The following is a 25,725-nucleotide window of genomic DNA, read 5'->3' on the forward strand; positions in this document are numbered from 1 at the left end:
GAATTAACTGGTTTTACCTTTTTCTCTGTTTAATTTTCAAAGACCAATTTAGCGCTACACTGTAGCGTTGTCACCATCTGGCGACTTTTATATCTTATCATCTCTAAACCATCTTGTCAACACTTTTTTCAGAAAAGCTTTTTAAGTAATTTTCTAAGTATTAAGTAGTTGCTTTAGATTTCTTATCATCGCTCTCTTTGTTAACTTTGCGGTTAACTCAGCGACAAGATGTATTATATAACATTATATATATACATACCCATCACTGATATCTATTATTCAATTATAAGTAAATATTTCTAAAAAAATCACTTTCTTTCTTCCTTTTTCTCATAATGATACTCTAGGTAACGTTTTCCTGATTTTCTTTCATTTTTCAAATTACTTACCTCCTATTTAAGGATTTATTGTACTTATGAAGTTTTTCTATCATTCAAAGAAACAACTTCTCTAAGTGAAACTGAAAACTAAATCTTATCTGTTCTTACCTTATTTTCCTAAAACTCTTAGACATAAACAGAATGAGTTTCGCCATAGAAGTCTGTAAATAATAAAAAGCAAGTTATCCCTATTATAGTAACTTGCTTTTTATTTTATATTTTTTACATTACCTTAACTTTCATCTTATTAATTCTAATTGAAAATACTTTAACATTTTTTATTTTATGTTTTTCTAGTATTTATTGATAACTTTCTTATTATTACACCTGTAGCTAAATAATAGGAATTACTACTATAATAAACAATTAAATTAGTTATCTTCTTTTAAAAATCTATGAGAGCTACTTTAAGGAATTTACAAGTTCCTTAAATTTATTTCCTCTAACCTCAAAGTTAGGAAACATATCGAAACTTGCACACGCTGGTGCTAGAGCTACAATATCCCCTTCTGTGGATACTTCTCTCGCTTTATTAACTGCTTCTTCTAGGGAATCAACTATATATATAGGAATTTCTATCCCCTTTTCCCTCTTTAATAAATCAAAAGCAGCCTTTATTTTATTTCTAGTAGCTCCTAATAATATTAGTATCTTTATTTTTTCATGTCCTTCAAATGCTAAGAGCTCAAATGGCAAATTTTTATCATATCCACCTGCTAATAATATAACTGGTTTTTCAAAAGACAACAAACTAGCTACTGTTCTAGTAGGACTTGATGCAATGGAGTTATTATAGTATTCTACTCCGTCTAACTCCCTTACAAACTCATTTCTATGCTCTACGCCTGTAAAGGTCATAGCTACCTTTTTCATAGTTTCTATTGAAACCTCATCGCAAGTACAAGCAAATGCCGCTAGAAGGTTTTCTATATTATACATTCCTTTTAACCTAACTTCATTTTTACTACATACTTTTACTCCCTTTGCATATAAATTGTTATCTTTAAAGTATGCTCCTTGATTTATAGTTTCTTTTATACTAAAGGTATATAAACTACCTTTGTTTTCCCCGATCATAGATGCGGTAATATTGTTATCTTTGTTTAACACCAATAAGCTTTCTTTATTTTGATATTTGAATATATTTTTTTTTGCTTCTACATATTCTTCCATACCTTTATGCATATCTAAGTGGTTTGGAGACAAGTTTGTTATCAATGCTACATCTGGTGAATCAGTCATGGTCATCAATTGAAAACTTGATAATTCTAAAACAACTCTATCACTAGTTTTTATCTCTTCAATCTTTGTAAATAATGGTGTCCCAATATTCCCTCCTACCCAAGTATCAAAACCTTCTTCTTTTAAAAGTTTATAAATTAAGGATGTAGTAGTAGTCTTACCATCACTGCCAGTTATTCCATAAACCTTTGCAGGACAATATCTAACGAACTCTTCCATTTCTGACGTAATATAAGTTCCCTCTTCCTTTGCAGCCACTAAAGCTTCACTATCTATTCTCATTGATGGTGTTTTAAATATTACATCAAATCCTTTTAATCCACTTAAGTAACCTTCTCCCAATTGAAAACATACACCTTTTGGAGAAAACTTATTTACTACTTCTTCTAATTCATTTGAATTTTTTTTATCAAAGGCTGTAACCTTAGCATCTAATTTCACAAGAAATTCTATTAAAGGTATATTGCTTACCCCTATACCTACTACAGCTACATTTTTATTTTTTATAAACTCTTTAAACTCATTAAAATTCTTTCTCATCTTAAGCCTCCAGCTATAATTAATATATAAATTGTATTAATTTGATTTTATATTACTGTAAAATCACTTTTATCTAAAATCTTGTTATAAGTTCATCTCATTCTACTTCTTAAGAATAAGAGTTAACTCTTGTAAAAGTTTTAATATCTAACAGGAACCCTACCTGAAAAGAATTGAGAACTTCCCATTACAAAGTATCCTTAAAATTTGGACATTGTTTTAAATATTGTCTATTGTAAAATAGTACTTTAAATCCATTAATAATTATATCACTTTTAGCCTTTTAATAAAACATAGATTCAAAATACCCACTGTATACATTTACATTTTTTCTATTCGGAAATTTTATTCTTGTCTGAATTATAAGAATAAAACAAATATAAAAACTTAATTTCGACATATTGATTTACAAATTTCGATATGATATACTAACTCATGTGCCGTAAGGAAATATGTTAAAACGATTCCCCAAAGTTTTAACATAACACATAACATATCCCCATGATTAAACCCTATTTTACCGGATGAAAATCCGGTTATTTTTTTATCCAAAATTCATTTGAGCCGTAGGTTTACAAGCTTTAACCGTATAAAAACAGGTGTAATTATAATGAAATTTATTCTCTAGCGATTTTAAAAGTCCATGGATTTAATCCATGGACTTTTCTTAAATTAATGATATACAACTCTTTAAACAAATCTTTTTCTTTTAATATTATACTCAAAATATACTTCATTATCCAAAGTTAAATATCTTACATGTAAAAAACTTCATATTTTTCTGCAGATATTTTTGATTTAATTAAAACTCAACTCTTTCTTCGATATATCTAGTAAGTTCTTCAACAGAAAGTCTGATTTGCTCCATTGTATCCCTGTCTCTAACAGTTACAGTATCATCTTCTAAAGTATCAAAGTCAACAGTGATACAGAATGGTGTTCCTATTTCATCTTCTCTTCTGTATCTCTTTCCAATACTTCCTGCCTCATCATAATCTACATTGAATTTTTTAGAAAGCATAGAATAAACTTCAAGGGCCTTATCACTTAATTTCTTGCTTAATGGCAGTACTGCAGCTTTAAATGGTGCAAGTGCAGGATGTAAGTGCATTACCGTTCTTACATCTCCACCTTCAAGTTCTTCTTCTTCATAAGCATTGCATAAGAATGCTAATGCAACTCTATCAGCTCCAAGAGAAGGTTCTATGCAATAAGGTACGTATTTTTCGTTTGTAACTGGATCTAAGTAACTTAAATCCTCTCCTGAATGTTCCATGTGTTTCTTTAAGTCATAGTCTGTTCTGTCAGCTATACCCCAAAGCTCACCCCATCCAAATGGAAATAAGAATTCTATATCACAAGTAGCATTACTATAGAAAGATAATTCTTCTGCCTTATGGTCTCTAAATCTTAAGTTGCCCTCTTTCATTCCTAAATTGAACAAGAACTGTTTACAGTAATCCTTCCAGTAATCAAACCACTCTAAATCTGTTCCTGGTTTGCAGAAGAATTCAAGTTCCATTTGCTCAAACTCTCTTGTTCTAAATATAAAGTTTCCTGGTGTAATTTCATTTCTAAAAGATTTACCTATTTGTGCTATTCCAAAAGGAACCTTTTTTCTCGATGTTCTCTGAGCGTTTTTAAAGTTTACAAATATACCTTGTGCTGTTTCAGGTCTTAAGAAAATTTCATTTTTGCTATCTTCAGTTATTCCTTGGAAAGTTTTGAACATAAGATTGAACTTTCTTATATCTGTAAAATTTCTCTTTCCGCATTTTGGACATACAATTTCGTGCTTATCTATATATTCCTTATATTCCTCATTAGTCCAACCATCCGCAACAGCAACTTCTGCTCCTTGAGCTGTCATATGGTCTTCTACAAGTTTATCAGCTCTAAATCTTGCTTTACATTCCTTACAGTCCATTAAAGGATCTGAAAATCCACCTACGTGTCCTGATGCTACCCAAACTTCAGGATTCATAAGTATTGCACAATCAAGACCCACATTATATGGACTTTCTTGAACAAACTTTTTCCACCAAGCTTTTTTAACATTATTCTTAAACTCCACACCTAGCGGACCATAATCCCAAGAGTTAGCAAGACCTCCATAAATCTCTGATCCTGAGAATATAAACCCTCTATTTTTACATAATGCAACTAATTTATCCATTGTTAATTCTGCAGCCATATATAATACCTCCATTAAATTATTTTTATTTTATAATTAACCATAAATTGAGCTTAGATTAAAAGCTCATATTGGTCATTAATCCTTCTAAAAAACTACACATTATTTTGGTTTTAATATAAAAAAATAAAAAAGCTATTACCAAGTAAGGGACGAAAATTTTTCCGCGGTTCCACCCTTATTGGCAATAGCCCATCTTTCAAAACTCTCACTCAAAAGCTCCCTTCACAATAATCCTCTAATGATTTTCACCAACCATCATCTCTCTATAAAAGAATTTATTGTTACTCTTCTTTATCATCGCGATTAATATATTATTTGTATTTATTTTTCTAATTTATAATATTATATCAGCTACACTAATTATGTGTAACTATTAATATTGTTTTATATATATACTTTCTCTGTAACTATATAAGATTATAATCTATATTCTACCAAAACTTATTTTATTGTCAAGATTAGGTATTAAAGTTTTATACTTTTCTATTCATTATATTACTTAAATCATTCCCATTGTTGTAAAATTCTATGCTTATATGCCTTCATATATAAGCACTGAATACTATTAAATTTTATTAATACCTTATTTTATATTTACTCACCAACCTTAGCGATAACTTTTATGTCTTTCCTCAAGAATAATTTAGATATTTGTAACTTAACTAGTTCATACATATCCTTTAAAGAAAATACTAATTACAAGTAATAATATAATCTTTAATTATCTACTCTATATTGCTCTTATTTAGCTATAGATTTCGTTAAAATAAAAAAAGATTGGCACAGTACCAATCCTAAAATTTTAATTCTATATTTTTCAAAAATAAAAAAATGGCTCCGCGAAGAGGATTCGAACCTCCAACCTATCGGTTAACAGCCGAGTGCTCCACCGTTGAGCTATCGCGGAATATTATGCCTTACAAGATATATTATATCAACTTTTTCAAAAAATACAACACCTTTTTAAAATTTTTATAAGAATTTTTATATTTGTTATTTATGCTTACTATATAGAGTAACCATTTCGTTACTTTTTTATTTTCATGAGAAATGGTTTCCCTAAAAGATATATATAACCTCTTCACATCTCTAACCCATAGCTTAAAACAGATCAAAGTTATATATAATTTAGAGACAAAGTGAACCTAAAAATATATCTGCATATACTAAAATATTCTTTTATAAAGCTCAGGATACTCTATAACGATCCCACTATCATCAACATAAATTTCAGACGTAAAGCCACTTGATAGATTTTCGTATAAATACTTATGCACATTATTTTTCTCACTTAAATAGGTATAGCATTGAGTTACAGGCTTAATCATAAAACTTATTGCATCTATATAAATTACATTTATTTTATGTAACTCACCTTTTTCTAAGTTCAACCTACGAATTGGTATAGTATTTGTAAATGGAGTTACTGATATATCAATATCAACACATCCCTCTAGGTTTTCAGCTACTGTAGTATCAATGCTCCAATTGCCGTTTCCATCTGATATTAATTTTATTTCCTTACAGTTCATTTCTATACTCTTAATAGTAACTTCTCTCACTGTCCACTTCTTATCGCAAGTGATGCTGTACCAGATACGATAAGGTAGCTCTTTAGATACTCCAAGTACAACTGATTCCACAATAAGGTTGTCATCCTTTTCAATAATTAGTAAAGATTCTTGACCTATATTATCTAAAGACTCCCATATAACGTTTTTTCTAATCATAAACATCCTCTAACTCCTTTACAATATTTAAATTGAAATAAAAAAATCTATAGCCTAAGCTATAGATTCTCTTATTTATTGTATTGGTTTCATTGTTGGGAATAGAATTACATCTCTTATTGAGTAAGAATCTGTTAAGAACATTACTATTCTATCTATTCCTATTCCAAGACCGCCAGTTGGTGGCATACCAACTTCTAGAGCATTCATGAATTCCTCATCTATCATATACGCTTCATCGTCCCCAAGCTCTCTTTCTCTTAATTGCTGCATGAATCTATCTCTTTGAACTATTGGATCATTAAGCTCTGAGTAAGCATTACATATTTCTCTTCCATAGATAAAGCCTTCAAACCTTTCAGTAAACTCATCATTACCACGTTTTTTCTTTGTAAGTGGTGAAATTTCTACTGGATAATCGCAAAGGAAAGTTGGTTGAATTAAATGCTCTTCTGCATACTCTTCAAATAGCGCATTTAGTACATCTGCCTTTGTGCAATCCTTTAATTCTTTTTTGAATTCTAAGTGTTTTTCTTTAGCAATAACTCTAGCTTCCTCATCAGTTTTTACTTGTGCGAAGTCTACTCCTGAGTATTCCTTAACTGCATCTACCATAGTAATTCTTCTCCATGGTGGAGTAAGGTCTATCTCTGTTCCTTGGTATGTAACTTTAGTTGTACCATGAACCTTCATACATACATGAGCTATTAAATCTTCTGTAATCTTCATCATGTCATTATAATCAGCATAAGCTTCATAAAGTTCTATCATTGTAAATTCTGGGTTATGTCTTATATCAATTCCTTCATTTCTGAAGTTTTTACCCATATCATAAACTTTTTCAAAGCCTCCAACTATACATCTTTTTAGATATAATTCTGTGGCAATTCTTAAGTACATATCTATATCTAATGCATTGTGGTGAGTTGTAAATGGTCTTGCCGCAGCTCCACCAGCTATAGGTGAAAGTATAGGAGTTTCAACTTCTAAATATCCTCTACTGTCAAGGAATTCTCTGATACCACTGATTATTTTTACTCTCTTCATGAAAGTATCTCTAACCTCTTGGTTCATAACTAAATCTACTTCTCTTTGTCTATATTTTAAATCAGGATTTTTAAGTCCATGCCATTTTTCTGGTAGTGGTTTTAAAGATTTAGATATAAGCTGTACATTAGTAGCTTTAACAGATACTTCACCAGTCTTAGTTCTAAAAACTTTTCCTGTTACGGCTAAGAAATCTCCGATGTCAAAAGTCTTAGCATCTTTAAACTGTTCTTCTCCTACTTGATCTAGTCTTATATAAACTTGAATTTTTCCATATCTATCATGAACATCACAGAATCCTGCTTTACCTTGAATTCTTTTAGACATAAGTCTTCCTGCTATAGTTACAACTTTTTCTTCTGTTTCTGCTGAAGCTTCTGAAGTTTCGAATTCTTCTTTAGCTTGCTGAGATGTATGAGTTCTTTCAACCTTATACACATCGAAAGGATCTTTTCCTTCAGCCTGTAACTCTGCAAGCTTCTGTCTTCTTATCCTTACTTGTTCATTGTATTCAGCTTCTCCGTTTTCTATTTGTTCATTATCCACTTCCAACTCTGGCACATTTACATTATTTTCTCCTGTAGACATTTAATTTCCTCCTATGCTCTTTTTATTTCTAATACTTCATACTTGTTTATTCCATCTGGAACAATAACTTCAACTATGTCTCCTACTTTTTTACCAATAAGCGCTTTACCCACTGGTGATTCATTAGATATTTTATTTTCCATTGGATCCGCTTCCGCCGAACCAACAATATGATATTCTTCTATTTCATCAAATTCATAATCTTTAACTCTAGCAACTGCTCCAATGCTAACAACATCTTTTTCAATTTCACTTTCATCTACTACAGATGCATTTCTTAGCATATTTTCAAGCTGAATTATTCTTCCCTCGACAAAAGCCTGTTCATTTTTAGCTTCATCGTATTCAGAGTTTTCACTTAAATCTCCATAACCTAAAGCTACCTTAATCTTTTCAGTTATTTCTTTTCTCTTAACTGTTTTTAAATATTCTAATTCTTCCTCAAGTTTCTTTATTCCCTCATAAGTCATTATATATTTTTTTGAATCGCTCATTTTTCTCTCCCCTTCAATTATATAATAAAGCTATGCTTTCTATTTAAATATTCATTATTAAAAACAATAATTTAAAATTATAATTATTCATAAAGCTAATTTTTAATTAATGTAATTTAACAGGCACTATGATGATTTACTAATAAAAAGATATGTTATAAAGTTGTTCATCCATTGCCTAAAAGTACTTAATCAATTTAACCTTATTGTCATTTACCATAGGTAACAAACCATTTATTTATGGCTATTTTTCAATGCTTTAAGTTATTATAAAACACACTTATCGCATTGTCAATAATAGGTAAGCTAAACCCTGTGATTCGCTTTAAACCTCCATTAAGGAATTCTTATAATCTTCTAACACTTTTAATACATCTTGGTATTTAGTCAAAGAATTAATTTTATCCTTTATATCTGTGCAATATCTTAATCCCTTAATATACCAGGCTATATGTTTTCTCATTTCTCTAACCGCTTTAATTTCCTCGAAGTATTTCATTGATAAATCAAGATGCAATATACACATATTCACCTTATCTACAGGTGATGGTTCTAAAATTTCTTCTCCTTTTAACCCCTGTTGTATTTGTTTAAATAACCAAGGATTACCCATAGCTCCTCTCGCAACCATTATTCCATCACAATGAGTATATTCCTTCAACCTCATTGCAGCTTCAACAGAAAACACATCTCCATTGCCTATAACAGGAATGCTCACGCCTTCCTTAACTAGCCTTATTATATCCCAATCTGCTTTCCCTTCATACATTTGCTCTCTAGTCCTACCATGTACAGCAATTGCATCTGCCCCAGCTTCTTCAAGAATTTTACCAAATTCTACTGCATTAATATTATTCTCATCAAAACCCTTTCTGAACTTAACAGTTACAGGTTTCTTTGAAACTTTCTTCATTTCCCTTACTATACTTGCTGCAAGCTCAGGATTTCTCATTAAGGCTGATCCCTCTCCATTTTTCACTATCTTTGGCACAGGGCATCCCATATTAACATCCACAATACATACCTCTTCCATGGTATTAAATACCTCACAGGCATGAGCCATAATCTTAGGATCACTTCCAAAAATTTGAAGTGCTACTGGCCTTTCTTCTTCTGATATTCTCATAAGACTTTCTGTGTTCTTACTATTATAAAACAATCCTTTAGCACTAACCATTTCTGTGTAAACTAGTCCACAACCCATCTCCTTGCAAATCCCTCTAAAGGCTATGTCAGTTACACCAGCCATAGGAGCTAAAGATACCTGATTTTCAAAATAGAGATTCCCTATTTTCATCTTCTCACCTATTCTTTAGTGTTTTTAGTGATTCTATAAGCTTCCTCAGTGTTATATAAAACTCATTGAAGAATCCTTATGGGAACCAAGGTAAGTTCATGTACAAGTGCAGCCTCAACCTTGGGTCCCTATACTTACATAGTATTACTATTATATTAAAGTTATTATTAGAAGTTTATTATTCCTTATTCTTCTGATAAATTATTCTTAATCCATCTAAAGTTAAAAATGGTTCTACCTTATCAATGGTAGTAGAATCTTCAGCTATTAATTTAGCAAGTCCACCAGTGGCTATAACTACTGGTTCCTCATCACCCTTAGCTTGTATCTCTTTTTTCATTTTGTTAACTATATAATCTACTTGACCAATATATCCATAGATTATACCCGCTTGCATACTTGCAACTGTATTTTTACATATAACAGTTTCTGGCTTAACTAGTTCCACTCTTGGAAGCTTTGCAGCTCTTTCAAATAATGCCTCTGAGGAGATTTTTATTCCTGGACAAATAGTTCCTCCTAAATAATCCCCGTTGCTTGCTATGGCACAAAATGTTGTAGCTGTTCCGAAATCAATTATTATTATAGCTTTTTTATAAGTTTCATAAGCTGCTACAGCATTAACAATTCTATCAGCGCCTACTTCTTTAGGATTATCGTACTTAATATTAATTCCAGTCTTAACTCCAGGGCCAACAATTATAGGGGTAGTGTTGAAATATTTCCTCACCATGTGCTCAAGAGAGTACATTATATTTGGAACAACAGAAGAGATTATTACTCCTTCTATATCCTCCATATCTAATCCACTTTGATAAAATAGTTGTGTCACTTGTATTGCATATTCATCAGCAGTTCTTTTATAATCCGTAGACAATCTCCATTCAACTAACAGCTTCTTTTCTTTGTAAATACCCAATACAATATTTGTATTTCCTACATCTAGTACTAATATCATTTTAATTCACCTCTATATAATTAAAAGCAGCTTAATAGCTGCTTTTGAAAACTAAATCCTCATTTAAAATAACAATTTAATTGTAACAAGTAAATCCTATTTGTCAAGTTATATATACTATTCACTTTACCCTTTAATACCGAATTAAACTTTCTTTAATGTAGTTTTCTCTCTCATATAGTATTTTACTATAAACCTTGGAGTTATGTTATTTTCCACCATATCATCTTTTTTCCTAAGTAAAATTACTCTGAGCTTCAGCTATCTCCTTATATGAGTATATGCTAATTACTTTTAAGATAATTAGTAATTTAATACATCCTGGAGTTACCTATAATCTTGCTTATCTATGAATATTTAAAATTATGTATATATTAAAGTGTCTATTCTATTAACCACTTGTTTTCCGAATTTATTATGCCTATAATATCCCTTTGGTCTTTAAATATATTGAAAACCTCTTCTTTTATTGTTCCTTCTCTTTCATTGTTCATAAGCATCATATACATGTTTCTTAGTTTATTTTCACCATTAGTAATTCTATTGCTTCTTAAAACCTTCTCTTTGTGGCTACGATTTTCTTTATACATTTTACAACTACCTCCTTAAGAGTTTTTGCAAAGTCCATATGTGATTATTGTGCCTTTCAATGAGTTCCTTTATGGTATCATATTTAGGTGTGTTTTCTACTGTTTTTAGATACTGTTCATACTGATTGATTAATAGATTCTCCTTTTCTATAAGATTATTAATTACAGAAGTTTTATTTGGTATCATTCTATCTCCTCCTTTTCTCATATACTATCCATAAAAAAAGAGTCTATACTTACTTAAGTGTAGTATAAACTCTTTTAAAAAATTATTCATATTTAAGCAAATGTCTTTATTTATTATCTTGCACCAAAAAGTGATAATAGTACTCCAGCTGCAATCGCACTTCCAATAACTCCTGCTACATTAGGTCCCATAGCATTCATTAATAAAAAGTTTGTAGGATCCGCTTTCTGCCCTTCTACCTGGGAAACCCTTGCAGCCATAGGTACTGCCGAAACTCCAGCAGAGCCTATGAGTGGATTAATCTTACCTTTGGTAATCTTACACATAATCTTACCAATAACAAGCCCCCCAAAAGTAGCAAAAGCAAAGGCAAGAACTCCTAATCCAATTATTTTGATTGTATCCAATCTTACAAAAATCTCAGCCTTAGCTGTTGCACCTACTGAAAGTCCTAAAAATATAGTTATTATGTTAATTAATGCATTTTGAGCAGTATCAGTTAATCGCCCCACTACTCCTGATTCTCTAAATAAATTACCAAGCATTAGCATGCCTATAAGAGAAATTAAAGAAGGAATAAATAAAATAACTAAGATAGCAACTAAAATAGGAAAAACTATTTTCTCTATTTTTTTAACTTGCCTCAACTGCCCCATTTTTATTCTTCTCTCTTCTGGAGTTGTCATTAATCTCATTATAGGTGGTTGAATAACTGGCACTAATGCCATATATGAATAAGCCGCCACAGCAATTGGTCCAAGCAAATGTGGTGCTAGCTTATTTGTTACAAATATAGCTGTCGGCCCATCTGCTCCACCTATAATACCAATAGCTGAAGCTTCTTGTGGAGTGAATCCTAGAAGAATAGCTAAGGTGTAGGCAAAGAATATTCCAAATTGTGCTCCTGCTCCCATAAGTACACTAGAAGGGTTTGCTAATAATGGCCCAAAGTCTGTCATAGCACCTACCCCTAAAAATATAAGCGGTGGGAAGATCTCCCACTTTACCCCTCTTGAGAGATAATACAATAAACCGCCCGGCTCACCCTTTAATGGCTCTGCCATAATATCTACCACTGGTAAATTAGTAAGTAGCATACCAAAAGCTATAGGAAGTAATAATAATGGTTCGAATTGCTTTTTTATTGCTAGGTAAACCAATATTAACGAAATCCCTATCATAAGCAATTCATTTCCTTGTATATTAGCAAAGCCCGATTCGCTTATTAAGTCTTTTAAAACTTCAAAAACATTCATTTAAATGCCTCCTACTCTTCAACAAAACCTTTGGGGCTTAATGTCCATTAATGCCCCAAATTGTTGAATAATATTAACTAACTTAGTCCAACTACGTGTCAAAGAATACATTTTCTATTCTTTATAAATGAGGATTCTCAACAAAACAAAGCTTTGCTTTAAATCAATCGTCACTTAAAAATTGTTGGCCAAAAAATTTTTTTTATTATAGGAAACCAGTCTCAAAATCATATTTCATATTAACTTTTTCGGTTACCTTAATATTTTAGAAATCCATAACTAACTTTTCATCTTTAAAGCAAGTTATTTTTTAAATTTTATTTCTTAGATATTTTAATCCTTAGCACTAACAACTTGAAATTAAGCTATTACTACTAATAAGTCCCCTGAGTTAACTGCTACACCTTTAACAACATTTACTTGTGCTATTGTTCCATCAACAGGTGACATGATTTCATTTTCCATTTTCATAGCTTCTAGCACTACTAAAACATCACCTTTTTTTACAGAAGCCCCTTCTGTAACATTGACTTTTACTATAGTACCCGGCATTGGGCATTCAATCTTTTCCCCAGTTGCATTACTTGATTTAGCTACAGGCTTTGGTGCTTCTGTTGGTGCTGGTGCAACCGGTTGTGGTGTTGCTACAGGTTGCTGTGGCGCAACCGCCGCTGGGGCTGGTGTTGCTACAGGAGCTACCGGTTGAGTAAACTCACCCTTTACTTCCTCCACTTCTACTTGATATGTATTTCCATTAACAGTAACATTATATCTTTTCATAATTCAATCCTCCCTAATTATTTAACTTCTCATCAATAGAAGTCTTTTGCCAGTTAGAGCTTAAAGTATTTACCCTCTTTATGCTCTTAATATTTAGTCCTGATATAGGTGTATCTAGTTCAGCTGATAAGGCTGCCATTATTGCTGCCACTATCTCATAGTCTTTATTTATATCTATAATCTGTAATACTTCTTCTATGTTTTCTTGTTTTACTTCATTTAAATCAACACTTTCTTCCACTTGGGAACCTCTTTTTCCTCCAAGTAGAAAACTTTGAGATTTAATTACAAACCATAGTATTATAAGAATTCCAAATACTATAGCCATAGCAACAAAGGAAACATTTAATGAAGAAGCAAGCTTGCTTGCTATTGATTCATTCATATTAATACCTCCCTAAACTAATGTGCTTCCGTGTTTTTTAGGGTAGCTTAACTCTCTCTTACTCTGTAACATATCTAGTATTGCAAATATTCTTTGCTTTGTTTCACTTGGATTAATGATATCATCAACTAATCCTATCTCTGCCGCTTTGTATGGACTAACCATTTCTTCCATATATCTTTCTACTACTTCTTTTTCCTTAACTTTTGGGTCTGAAGACGACATTATTTCAGCTCTATGCATAAACTTAATAAGATCTTCTGGGTTTGTTAAAGAAACCCTTGCACTTGGCCAAGCAAGCGTAACATCAAAAGCAGCCTCCTTGCTAGCTAAAGCTACATAACCTGCTCCGTTAGCTTCTCCAATTATAAGAGAAACTTTAGGCACTGTTGCATCTATTAAACTATAAAGAAGTCTTCCAGCATTTCTTCCAAGACCTTTCTTTTCTTCTTCAAGACTTATAGCAAAACCTTTAGTATCAACTAATGATAGAATAGGAATATTAAAGCTATCGCATAATCTAACAAAGCTAGAAACCTTCATAATTCCTTCATTAGTTATCTTTGACTTAACAAAGCTATTCCATATTGCTCCTACAGTTAACCCGTTGATTTTTATTAACCCAGTTTTAAAGCCTTCTACATATTCTCTGTTAACTTCTAAAACACTTCCATTATCTGCAATGTTAGCAATGATACTATCCATAGAGTAGTTCCCATCTGCCACCATACTCTCAAGTTCTTCTCTTGATTGGTTTAAATTATAATCTTCTTCTGTAGTCCATGGTGTTTCTAAATTATTAGCTGGTAAATATTTTATTATATTTTTTGCAAGATTAAATGCATAAATTTCATTTTCCGCTGAAAAATTTGCATTTCCATTTTTACTTGCATAAATTCCATCACTAAACATAGACTCATCTACATACTTTTCTTCCATTTTGCTTATTTTTTCACTAGAGTTTATCCCTAATTCCCCTATTCCGTTAACCGCTATAGTAAAATCAGCCATTGTAGCCCCCATTGCTGCCATACCATAACATGGTCCACATATCACAGAAATTTGGGGAATAACGCCACTAAGTTTACCTATCTTTCTTAGTATCATTCCATAAGAAGATAAAAGCTCTATTCCTTCACTTAACTTAGCTCCAATAGAATCTACTATTTGAACTACTGGTGCTCCCATCTTTCCAGCATTATCTAGTAAATTGCATATCTTTTTAGCCATAGCTTTATTAAAAGCTCCACCTTCAACAGTGTAATCAAAGCTATAAACATACACTAATCTTCCGCCTATAGTTCCATGCCCAGTAATTACTCCCGCAGCATTACCTGCAACTAATGCACCTAATTCTATAAAAGTGCCTTCATCTACCAACGTGGCAATTCTTTCTCTTGCAGTCATTTTATTTAAATTGTGTTGCATTTGGATTTTATCAGTTCCACCACCTTGGTGTGCTTTATCCTTAATTGAATGGAACACTTCAAGTTTGTTCATATCCTTGCCTCCTGACTTTTATTACTTTTCCCCGTATAATATTAACATAAAAATTGGTATTTGTACATAAAGTTTGCAAGTTTTGCTGCATTTTTCTGGGAATTTATTTGCTAATTTCTTATTGTCTTAATAAAGGAAATTTCATTGATTACTTATTTCCATGTTTAACCTATGGCTACCTAACTTTTATATTTTCATTTCCCTTCAGACTCAAAATCATACTACTCCTGACTTATTTTATTTCCCTATTATTAATTTTTGCATATCCCTATAATTTATACCTAAAACTAAATCACAGAAGGAAAGTTCTTTTATAAACTTATGAAAACCATACTTTCTCATAATCCTTTATCTATCTCTAGCTTTTATACCTAATATAAACCTTTATAACCCTATTTAAAAAACTAAGATTTTGCTATAAAAATTTTAGTTTTCCACAAAATAAAAAAGGCCTATAAAGAGTATTTCAACTACTTTATAGACCTTTTAAAAAACACATAATTCTATAATTATAAGAAAAAGCTTTTATAATACTAAATTTATTATACAAAATAATTTACTTTCTATATAAAAAATCAAACTCCAAGAATAGCCCTGCATTCCCTATAATTATATCCTCATTTTACTTTCTACTTAGAAAACACAGTTTCTAGAATAAGCCATGAATAGTTCCATCTTCCTCGATATCTATCTTTGAAGCAGATGGTACCTTTGGAAGCCCTGGCATAGTCATTATAGTTCCAGTTAATGCTACTATAAAGCCTGCACCATTAGATAATTTAACCTCTTTAACTGATATCTTAAAGCCAGTTGGTCTTCCAAGCAAACTTGGATTGTCTGAAAGAGAGTTTTGAGTTTTCGCAACACAAATAGGTACTCTATGGAGTCCTAATTTTTCTATTTCACTAATTTGTTTCTTTGCAGCCGCTGTGAAATCTACTCCATCTGCTCCGTATATCTCCTTAGCTATGGTTTCAATTTTTTCTTTTATATCTAAATTCTCATCATATAGTACTTTAAAATTATTTTCTTCACTATCTATAGATTTAAGCACTTTTTCTGCAAGATCTTGTCCACCAAGTGCTCCCTTTTCCCAAACTTCTGTAAGTGATACAGAAGCACCTAATCCTTTACAGAATTCTTCAATATATTTAACCTCTTCATCACTGTCAGAAATAAATTTGTTTATAGCTACAACTACAGGAACTCCATACTTCTTAACATTTTCAATTTGTTTTTCTAGATTTACTATTCCCTTAGTTAAAGCTTCTACACTAGGTATGCTTAAGCTATCCTTTTTAACTCCACCATGATGTTTAATAGCTCTAATGGTCGCAACTATTACTGCACAACTTGGCTTTAATCCTCCAAACCTACATTTTATATCAAAGAACTTTTCAGCACCTAAATCTGCTCCAAATCCTGCTTCTGTAACTACATAATCCCCAAGTTTTAGTGCCATCTTAGTAGCAAGTATACTATTACAGCCATGAGCAATATTAGCAAATGGTCCTCCATGTATTATAGCTGGAGTATTATCTAAAGTTTGCACAAGGTTTGGCTTAATTGCATCCTTCATTAAAGTAGCCATAGCTCCTTGAACATTTAAGTCCTTACAATATACAGGATTTCCCTCTAAATTATAAGCCACTAATATACGTCCAAATCTCTCTTTTAAATCCATTAAATCCTTTGAAAGACATAATATAGCCATAACCTCTGAAGCTACTGTAATTGTAAAGCCGTCTTCTCTTAAGAAACCATTAGGTGTTCCACCTAGACCTACTACAATATTTCTTAAAGCCCTGTCATTCATATCTAATACTCTTTTAAAGATAATTCTTCTTGAATCTATCTTAAGCTCATTCCCCTGATGTATATGATTATCAATAGCTGCTGAAAGAAGGTTATTTGCTGCCGTTATAGCATGCATATCTCCTGTAAAGTGAAGATTTATATCTTCCATAGGAACTACCTGAGCATATCCACCTCCAGCTGCTCCCCCTTTTACACCAAACACAGGTCCAAGAGAAGGCTCTCTTAACGCAATTACTGCATTCTTTCCAATACTACACAACGCTTGTCCAAGTCCTATGGTTACAGTAGATTTTCCTTCTCCTGCTGGTGTAGGATTTATGGCTGTAACTAAAATAAGCTTTCCATCCTGTTTGTTTTCATTTCTCTTTAGTACATCTAATGAGATTTTTCCTTTGTACTTACCATAAAGCTCAATATCATCATCCGTAAGTCCAATCCCCTTCGCCACTTCCAATATTGGTAACATTTTAGCCTTTTGTGCTATCTCGATATCACTAAACATCTGTATTCCTCCTAAACCCTAAAAAATTTTATAGCTTACTCATGAATTTTTTAATATTAACCATATATCTAATGTGAGTACCCTCACCAATTAGCCCTTTTTCATCCCATGTTCTAATAGAAAATGTTATCCTTTTTCCTTCCACTCTTTCAACTACTGCCTCACATCTTACCCTACTTCCCACCGGTGTAGCCCTAATATGTTTTACATTTATCTCTATTCCTACAGTAGTATCGCCATAAGTTAGGTGTAAATCTACCGCACTTTTAGCTGTATTTTCCATAAGTGCAATCATTGCTGGTGTTGCATAAACATCTATACTTCCTGATCCAACTCTACTTGCAGTTTCAGCTTCAGCAACCACTTTTTCTGTAACAGCACTTATTCCTTCTCTTAATCTATTCTCCATCCCCTCAAGCTCCTAACCCCATATTATGAACCTTCTGAATATTAATGTCATAATACCTCAGCTGACTATTTTATTATAGCACAACTTATAAATCTGAGTACATACTTGAAGAAGTAGGTTTCCCGACATTTTTCGCAGGTAATTCTATCATCCTCGCTTAACGAACGTTTTTCTTATATATTTGTTTTTTATTCGTGTATACTCCATCTTCAAATTTTCCCACTAAATAAACTTATTCATTGAGAAAATAAACTCCTATGCAAGTTGCATAGGAGTTTACCTTTTTTTATTGTTTTGAATATCTATTTACTGATTGCTTTCACTATTTTCTTTATCTGTTTCTAAAGAAGTTTCTCCTAGACCATAATCTAAGGACCCACCTTCTACAGCTTTCATATTATCTCTGATCAAGGTTTCAGTAGTTGTAATACTTTCTGTTGGACTCTCTAGATCTTCTCTCGCCTTTTCTGTGCTATCTTTAATAAGCTTATCAACAGCAATTTCATCTAAAGACTTTCCTTCCATGATAGCATTAAATTCTTCAGCAGTAAGCTTTTCTTTTTCTAATAAAGCTTTTGCTACATCATGTAACTTATCAATATTTTCATTAAGAATTTTTTCTGCTCTTTGGTAAGCCTCAGTAATTAGTCCTCTAATTTCTCTATCAATAGTTGAAGCAACTTCATCTGAGAAGTCTCTAGCCCTTCCAATATCTCTTCCTAAGAATACTTCATTGTCATCCTTACCAAAGGATATTGGTCCTAGCACATCACTCATACCATATTCCATAACCATCTTCTTAGCTATAGATGTAGTTCTATCAATATCATTTTTAGCTCCAGTACTGATTTCTTTTAATATTATAGCTTCAGCTACTCTACCACCTAAAAGACCAACCATTTCATCCTTTAGCTTAGACCTAGATGTGTAAGAAGTATCTTCATCTGGTAAATGTAGAGTGTAACCTCCAGCCATTCCTCTTGGAATTATGCTTATTTCATGAACAGCATAGGAGTTTGGAAGGTACTTAGAAACTACTGCGTGACCAGCTTCATGATAGGCAGTTAATCTCTTATCCTTATCACTTATAACTCTTGATTTTTTCTCTGGTCCTGCAATTACTCTTGTAATAGCTTCTTCAAGTTCTACCATATCAATAACTTTTTTACGATTTCTAACTGTTAAAAGTGCTGATTCATTCAATAAGTTTTCAAGGTCTGCTCCTGTAAAACCTGGAGTTCTCTTAGCTAATATATCAAGCTTAACTTCTGAGCTTAAAGGTTTATTTCTTGAGTGAACCTTTAATATTTCTTCTCTACCTTTAACATCAGGTGCACCTACTACAATTTGTCTATCAAATCTTCCAGCTCTTAAAAGTGCTGGGTCAAGAATATCAGGTCTATTTGTTGCTGCTACCATGATAATTCCTTCATTTACTCCGAAACCATCCATTTCAACTAAAAGTTGGTTTAAAGTTTGCTCTCTTTCATCATGTCCACCGCCAAGACCTGCACCTCTTTGTCTTCCTACAGCATCAATTTCATCTATAAATATGATACATGGTGCATTCTTTTTAGCTTGTTCAAATAGGTCTCTAACTCTTGAAGCTCCAACTCCTACAAACATTTCGACGAAATCTGAACCTGAAATACTAAAGAATGGTACTCCCGCTTCACCTGCTACAGCTTTTGCAAGTAAGGTTTTTCCTGTTCCTGGAGGTCCAACTAAAAGTATTCCCTTTGGAATTCTTGCTCCAACCTCTATATATTTCTTTGGAGTTTTTAAAAAATCCACTACTTCTTCAAGCTCAGCCTTTTCTTCATCAGCACCAGCCACATCATTGAAGGTTACCTTTTTCTTATCTGGTGTAGCCATTTTTGCTCTGCTTTTACCAAAGTTCATAACGCCACGGCCACCGCCGCCACCGCCACTGGACTGATTCATAAACATGGCCCAAAATACCACCACTACCAGAATTAAAAGTAGACTTGGTAAGAAGTTTAGCCACACTGGTACCGAAGTTGGTGGTGTATATTGCTCAATTTTTAAATTTTCATTTGGATACTGCTTTACAATATCTAAATATCTTTCTTTAATTATATTTACACTAAATTGTGTTCCATCATCTAGTTTACCAACTAAGGTTCTCTCAGTATCTGATAGCTTTACTTCAGTTACTTTCTTATCTTTCATATAAGTTTCAAATTCTTTTACATCAATGGATTTGACATTTCCAGCTCCATCAAACAGGGTAAGGGCAGAAAAAATTACCAATATCAAAACTAGTAACCATACTGTTGCGCTAGAAAATTTTTTCATTTAAGGTCCCCCTCTCTTTCTAGTAATTATTTACTTAAAAATTCTAACATAGGAAATTTTGGTTTACAACAACATATTAAATATTAACAGATTATTTTATGTAGTTTACTTTTTATAAACTTTTTCATCTAAAATTCCTACATATGGTAGATTTCTATAATGCTCTGCATAATCAAGCCCATAACCAACAAGGAAATAATCTGGCACATCAAAACCTAAATATTTTACACTTAACTCTTCTTTTCTTCTTTCAGGTTTATTAAGTAAGCAAGCTATCTCTAAAGTCTTAGGGTTTCTTGCAGATAAGTATTTCATTAAGTATTTTAAAGTAATTCCTGAGTCTATAATATCTTCAACTATTAGCACATCTTTTCCCTTTATCTCAAAATCCAAGTCCTTTATAATTTTAACAATTCCTGAAGATTCAGTTGCATCCCCATAACTAGAAACTGCCATAAAATCCATCTTGCAAGGAATTGTAATTTTCTTCATTAAGTCGGACATAAAAAATACAGATCCTTTTAAAATTCCTAAAACAATTAAATCTTTTCCCTTATAATCCTCACTGATTTTAGCTCCTAGAGCCTGAACTTTTTCTCTTATGGTTTCTTCATTTAGAAGAACCTCCTTGATTTGGTTATTCATAAACTTCCTGCCTTTCTATTTTAGGTATATTAATATCCCAACATATATCAATATATTTTACTTCTAATATATTATTAGTATGTTTATCAATCTTAAATTTATCACTAACTTTGTGTCCAATTATCCAACTTATTTCATTACTAAAACATAAAAGAGGTATAAAATCCCTTTTTTCTCTAGGAATTTTTAAATCTATAAATATATCTTTAATTTTCTTACTTCCATTCATCCCCAGAGACGAGAACCTATCGCCTTTTTTTCTAAACCTTAAGGTAATCGGTTCTTTTATCTTATCATAGTCAAAATATTTTACTGTTTCATTCCTTTTACCGTTTAAATACTCTTCTTTTTTTATTACTGTTAAAATAATCTTCTTACCTATCTCACTTACTTCATTTTCTCCTAGGTGTAGAGTACTATAAAATTCTTTACCCACCACTAAACTGTCATATGAAGCATCAATAACTTTCGAGTTATGATTTTCTCCTGGGATACTTTCTTTACATAAATGTATATCCTTATACACATTAGAAGAAAGTATTCCTCCAGGAAGTCTAGTAAACTTTCCCGTTTCAGTTTTTTGTATGCCTATAATAGTTTCTATATGCTTACTTTCTAAATTATATAAATCTCCTTTAACCTTTAAAACAGCTTTTCTTAGTATTCTATTAAGAATTGCTGGATGCAATGTAAAGGCATCTTTATATATTATAACCTTTTCTTTCCTTACATCACAGTATTTTTCAAAAAGTTTAGAAGATTTTTCTTCTAAATATTCATTATCTATGCTTAGTAAGGAAGCCATTCTACCTAGAGTATTAATAATATCATCATTAAAGTTACTTTCTATGTAAGGAATCAGCTCTAACCTTATTTTGTTTCTTGTATATATATTTTCAAAATTTGTCTTATCTATTCTTACTGGAAGATTATTTTCACTACAATAAGCTTCTATGTCTCTTCTGCTAGTTTGTATTAGTGGTCTTATAAATATATTATCTCTAACAGGTTTTATTCCCACTAATCCTTCTACTCCACTACCTCTCATAATTCTCATCAATACAGTTTCAGCTTGATCATTTAAATTATGAGCTAGAGCTATCTTGTTACCATCTAACTTGTCTAACAGTTCATGAAAAAATTCATATCTTACTTCTCGTCCTGCCATCTCATGTGATATATTTTTTTCTTTAGAAACCTTATCTATATCTATAGACTTTGAAAAGAATTCAATATTATATCTTTCACAAAACTCTCTACTTGCCCTCTCATCATTATCAGAATCTTTTCCTCTCAGCATATGATTAATATGAGCTGCATAAAGAGTCAAATTATATTCTTCCTTTAACACATGAAGTGCATATAGTAGACTCATTGAGTCTGGTCCTCCAGATAAAGCTACAATAACCTTATCTCCTTTGCTAAGCATGTTATACTTCTCTATAGTATTTAAAACTTTATTAAGCATTAAAACACTTCCTAATTATATTTTTTTACACATGATACCATAAACAACATAAAAATTAAACATCATAATATAAAATTAAACTTTATATTATATATTTTGAATGAAATTAGCACCTTACTTTTCTATGTACACCCCTTACTTCTATAATTTCTACAAAACCCTTCACAATATGTACATTAATATGCATAAATTTAAGCACTAATAAAAAAACAAAATCACTATCTAAACCTTACAGTTTTCGATAGTGATTTTAATGTTACACTCTTAATGTGCTTTTTACCTTTAGGATGCAGCACTATAAACCTTTGAAACCACTACTGTCATATCATCTTTAACTTTATTGCCACTTAACTTTTTAGCTTCTTCCACAATTCCTTCCGCTAAATCTCTAGGAGTTAACCCTTCATTTCTGCAAATATAGTCTAGAACCCAATCTACTTTACCACAACTCTCATCATCATAATCAAGAACACCATCACTAAGCATAATTACCACATCTCCATGCTTTAGCTTTTTCTTATGAACTTCAATATCTGCCTTGTCCAAAATCCCAATTGGTAAAGTTTTAGATTTTATAATATCTACGGTGTCATCACTTTTTATTATACTAGCCACTGCTCCAACCTTCATAAAGTCGATTTCTCCTGTATATAAATCAATGCTACTTAAATCTACAGTTGAAAACTTCTCCTCTTCTGAGAACTTTAAAGTCATTATTGAGTTCACTGTGTTTATAGCTGTAGTCTTACTAAACCCCGCTCCAGTAAACTTTTCAATTAATTCTACTGCTGCCTCACTTTCACGGCCTGCTTGTGGTCCTGATCCCATACCATCACTCAAAACCATCATGTAACTCCCATCTTTAGCTCTTCCAAAGCTAAAACTGTCTCCATAGGTAGTTTGTCCATCTTTACACTGCCTTGCAGCATAAGTTTTAACCTGAAATTTAGTAGCTTCTTCAAAAGTTGCTGTACAGATCTTAGTTATTGGATCAATTCTGCACCCATCTTCTTTAAACATCATTGATTTACCTAAACTATCATTTATAAGAGGCAGCATAGTCTTAACACAGGTACCTAACCCATCACAACTTTTTGTGGTGAGTTGTATTGTGAGTCTCCCCTTTTTATCATTAATACAAAACACATCATTATACTCTATGCCATGTTTGTCTAGCATTCTCATTATATTTTTTTCTGATTCCTTGTCCTCTTTTAGGTCACTAGCAAATTCATCTACTATTTCCTCCACAGACTTAGCCATATTGTTAAATTGATTAGCTAGTAATTCTCTTCCTTCTGCAAGCCTACTTCTCCACATTTCACTAATTATATACTTGTTAACTATATCCTCTGCATTTCTAATTAAAGAAGCCTTCTTAATACATTTTCGTTCAAGCTCCTGTGGAAATTCCCCTCCATTTCCTTGGACTACCTCTAAAAGTTCGCCAAAAGCAGAATAGGTATGATGCATTTCTCTGTTCCAACAGATACAATTAGTATTGCAATTTCCACAAACTCTATTAGCAAGGTTTTCGATTAGCGCACTACTTTTGCTCTTCATATCTAATTTATCATTATCAGCTAGGTCTGTTAATATATTAGACATATTAAGAAGCACCTCAGAGAACTGATCCAGTCTATCAACAAAAATTCCTCTTATTTTCTCTACATAATTTTGATCAATTGCCTCTCCCTTTTTATCACTATCAACTTCATTGATTACAGCCTGGTAAATACTCTGAGGTATTGCCAAGAAACCAATTGCAGTAATAACTGCCTCTATGATCATAAACTGTGAACTACCTTCAAGATTATAACTTATGGTATATATTTTCATTATAGAGAATACTACTAAAGATGATAGAAGAGCAAGAAGTTTTCCACCTTCCTTAAATAATCCTCCAACTAATCCACAAATACCTAACATACTTGCATAAACAAATATAGTGTTGTTTGACATTCCAACTATTACCCCCATAGCAATACCTGAAGCTGCCCCTACAGTAGATCCACAAATATAACTTATACCTAAAACTATAAATAAGCTAAAAATATTTAACAAGGATATTCCAAAGATATTTACATTCCACATACCCGCTACCATTAGCGATACTAATATACTCATAGATATTAACTCTTCATTAGAAAATAAATGTTTTGTGTTAATCTCCTTAAAACAAGATATACTATAATCTATAATAAAATATACTGGAACTATACAAAGAAGCTCAATAAAGGTTATTCCTAAAGCCATCAGAGTGCTATATTCCCTTATAAGAATGTTATACCCCAGTATTAGTGTCATTGTCACAAAGCCTAGTAGCATCCTTTCTGTAGACTTCTTTAAAAAATTATTTGTAATTATAGCTACTAAGGTTATTGTCGGTACCAAGGTTACATACATTAAGGTATTATCCAAAGTACCTTTTAAGGTTATGTATCCTAAAATAGCTCCTAAAGAAGTAACAAGAGATATTTTGTTATCCTCCATCAAAAGTACTACTACTAAAAATGCCACACCAAAGGGCGCTGACTTATTAATAAGCATAGTTCTACTGATTAAAATAGACATAACTAAAAACGCAATACTCTTTACCAAAACTTTGTTATAAGTCTCCGACCCGTTGTTTTTAACTTCCTTTGATTTCTTAATTCTTTCATATGCTCTTAATTCTGCTCCATATTGCATAAAATAATCACCCACCCCTTTAAATTACAACTTCATTATAACAAAGGCATTTGGTAATAAATGTCATTTTATGTGAGAGATTATTAAAAACAGTATGACAATAATATGTAATTTTTTTACATTAAATCGAAAATGCTTTCAATGCCGTTTATTTCCATTTTATTACATAAGCCTAATTTATCAAAGGTTTTCTTGGAATTAGTTATTCACACCTCCTTGTATTTTATCAAAAAAATGTTGATAACTTATGTGGATAATTCTGTCGGTATATAAAACTTTAAAACCTTTCCTGATGGAAATTTATTTTATAAAATATATGAGTCCTGCATATAATATTAAATTGATGCAATTTCTTCATTTTTAATAGACTTGTTCATTGTTAGCAGATTGTCTTTTGTAATTTTAAACTAAAATAAAAAACTCACAACCATTGTTGTGAGTTTTTACTTGGTAGCGGAAATAGGACTTGAACCTACGACACTTCGGGTATGAACCGAATGCTCTAGCCAGCTGAGCTATTCCGCCATATATGGTTGCGGGGGCAGGACTTGAACCTACGACCTTCGGGTTATGAGCCCGACGAGCTACCAGCTGCTCCACCCCGCGATATTTTGGTGCTGAAGACCGGAATCGAACCGGTACGGTGTTTAACCACCGCAGGATTTTAAGTCCTGTGCGTCTGCCAGTTCCGCCACTCCAGCA

The 25,725-nt window shown here is 32.0% G+C and carries 19 protein-coding genes, 4 tRNA genes and 1 other annotated feature; all 23 genes read right to left on the reverse strand.

The window, feature by feature from the left end:
- Positions 1 to 782 precede the first annotated feature (782 nt).
- Positions 783 to 2,162, reverse strand: coding sequence for a UDP-N-acetylmuramoyl-L-alanine--D-glutamate ligase (gene murD / locus C661_RS0107700; RefSeq protein ID WP_017414741.1), 1,380 nt, complete (start codon positions 2,160 to 2,162; stop codon positions 783 to 785).
- A gap of 802 nt (positions 2,163 to 2,964) precedes the next feature.
- The gene (locus tag C661_RS0107705) at positions 2,965 to 4,356 is read right to left on the reverse strand and encodes a glycine--tRNA ligase (protein ID WP_017414742.1); all 1,392 of its coding nucleotides are present in this window, start codon (positions 4,354 to 4,356) and stop codon (positions 2,965 to 2,967) included.
- Positions 4,357 to 4,501: 145 nt separating this feature from the next.
- Positions 4,502 to 4,666 (reverse strand) — a binding site (T-box leader).
- Positions 4,667 to 5,191: 525 nt separating this feature from the next.
- Positions 5,192 to 5,266, reverse strand: a tRNA-Asn gene (locus C661_RS0107710).
- A gap of 259 nt (positions 5,267 to 5,525) precedes the next feature.
- Entirely contained in the window at positions 5,526 to 6,089 is a 564-nt protein-coding gene (locus tag C661_RS0107715; protein WP_157785679.1) for a putative glycolipid-binding domain-containing protein, read from the reverse strand.
- Between the two features lie 75 nt (positions 6,090 to 6,164).
- A complete protein-coding gene (gene lysS / locus C661_RS0107720) occupies positions 6,165 to 7,724 on the reverse strand; it encodes a lysine--tRNA ligase (RefSeq protein ID WP_017414744.1) in 1,560 nt (519 codons plus the stop codon).
- 11 nt (positions 7,725 to 7,735) lie between these two features.
- Complete coding sequence (greA, locus tag C661_RS0107725; protein WP_017414745.1) at positions 7,736 to 8,218, reverse strand: transcription elongation factor GreA; 483 nt, start codon at positions 8,216 to 8,218, stop codon at positions 7,736 to 7,738.
- Between the two features lie 325 nt (positions 8,219 to 8,543).
- Positions 8,544 to 9,515: a tRNA dihydrouridine synthase DusB gene (gene dusB, locus C661_RS0107730; protein ID WP_017414746.1), complete on the reverse strand. Its 972-nt coding sequence runs from the start codon at positions 9,513 to 9,515 to the stop codon at positions 8,544 to 8,546.
- Positions 9,516 to 9,693: 178 nt separating this feature from the next.
- Positions 9,694 to 10,473, reverse strand: a complete 780-nt coding sequence (locus C661_RS0107735; protein WP_017414747.1) for a type III pantothenate kinase — start codon at positions 10,471 to 10,473, stop codon at positions 9,694 to 9,696.
- Between the two features lie 383 nt (positions 10,474 to 10,856).
- Complete coding sequence (locus C661_RS0107740; RefSeq protein ID WP_017414748.1) at positions 10,857 to 11,063, reverse strand: hypothetical protein; 207 nt, start codon at positions 11,061 to 11,063, stop codon at positions 10,857 to 10,859.
- Positions 11,064 to 11,070: 7 nt separating this feature from the next.
- Complete coding sequence (locus C661_RS0107745; RefSeq protein ID WP_017414749.1) at positions 11,071 to 11,250, reverse strand: hypothetical protein; 180 nt, start codon at positions 11,248 to 11,250, stop codon at positions 11,071 to 11,073.
- Positions 11,251 to 11,363: 113 nt separating this feature from the next.
- Entirely contained in the window at positions 11,364 to 12,506 is a 1,143-nt protein-coding gene (locus C661_RS0107750) for a sodium ion-translocating decarboxylase subunit beta (RefSeq protein ID WP_017414750.1), read from the reverse strand.
- A gap of 360 nt (positions 12,507 to 12,866) precedes the next feature.
- Positions 12,867 to 13,286 (reverse strand): biotin/lipoyl-containing protein, encoded by a 420-nt coding sequence (locus C661_RS0107755; protein WP_017414751.1) that lies wholly within the window; start codon positions 13,284 to 13,286, stop codon positions 12,867 to 12,869.
- A gap of 13 nt (positions 13,287 to 13,299) precedes the next feature.
- Entirely contained in the window at positions 13,300 to 13,671 is a 372-nt protein-coding gene (locus C661_RS0107760; RefSeq protein ID WP_017414752.1) for an OadG family protein, read from the reverse strand.
- Positions 13,672 to 13,683: 12 nt separating this feature from the next.
- Complete coding sequence (locus tag C661_RS0107765; RefSeq protein ID WP_017414753.1) at positions 13,684 to 15,171, reverse strand: acyl-CoA carboxylase subunit beta; 1,488 nt, start codon at positions 15,169 to 15,171, stop codon at positions 13,684 to 13,686.
- 649 nt (positions 15,172 to 15,820) lie between these two features.
- Positions 15,821 to 17,491 (reverse strand): formate--tetrahydrofolate ligase, encoded by a 1,671-nt coding sequence (locus tag C661_RS0107770; protein ID WP_017414754.1) that lies wholly within the window; start codon positions 17,489 to 17,491, stop codon positions 15,821 to 15,823.
- Between the two features lie 28 nt (positions 17,492 to 17,519).
- Positions 17,520 to 17,900 carry a thioesterase family protein gene (locus tag C661_RS0107775; protein WP_017414755.1) on the reverse strand — a complete coding sequence of 127 codons (381 nt, stop codon included), beginning with the start codon at positions 17,898 to 17,900 and terminating at the stop codon, positions 17,520 to 17,522.
- A 306-nt stretch (positions 17,901 to 18,206) separates the two neighbouring features.
- Positions 18,207 to 20,219 carry an ATP-dependent zinc metalloprotease FtsH gene (ftsH, locus tag C661_RS0107780; RefSeq protein ID WP_017414756.1) on the reverse strand — a complete coding sequence of 671 codons (2,013 nt, stop codon included), beginning with the start codon at positions 20,217 to 20,219 and terminating at the stop codon, positions 18,207 to 18,209.
- 105 nt (positions 20,220 to 20,324) lie between these two features.
- A complete protein-coding gene (gene hpt / locus C661_RS0107785) occupies positions 20,325 to 20,864 on the reverse strand; it encodes a hypoxanthine phosphoribosyltransferase (protein ID WP_017414757.1) in 540 nt (179 codons plus the stop codon).
- A complete protein-coding gene (gene tilS, locus C661_RS0107790; protein WP_017414758.1) occupies positions 20,857 to 22,332 on the reverse strand; it encodes a tRNA lysidine(34) synthetase TilS in 1,476 nt (491 codons plus the stop codon). Before tilS ends, hpt begins: the two co-directional genes overlap by 8 nt.
- A gap of 282 nt (positions 22,333 to 22,614) precedes the next feature.
- Complete coding sequence (gene spoIIE / locus C661_RS0107795; protein WP_017414759.1) at positions 22,615 to 25,023, reverse strand: stage II sporulation protein E; 2,409 nt, start codon at positions 25,021 to 25,023, stop codon at positions 22,615 to 22,617.
- Between the two features lie 448 nt (positions 25,024 to 25,471).
- Positions 25,472 to 25,548: transfer RNA gene (locus C661_RS0107800), tRNA-Met, on the reverse strand.
- Between the two features lie 5 nt (positions 25,549 to 25,553).
- Positions 25,554 to 25,629 (reverse strand) — tRNA-Met (locus tag C661_RS0107805).
- Positions 25,630 to 25,635: 6 nt separating this feature from the next.
- Positions 25,636 to 25,724, reverse strand: a tRNA-Leu gene (locus C661_RS0107810).
- Position 25,725 lies beyond the last annotated feature (1 nt).

Origin of the sequence: Clostridium tunisiense TJ, from assembly GCF_000300195.1 — a bacterium.
GTDB classification, from domain to species: Bacteria; Bacillota; Clostridia; order Clostridiales; family Clostridiaceae; genus Clostridium_J; species Clostridium_J tunisiense.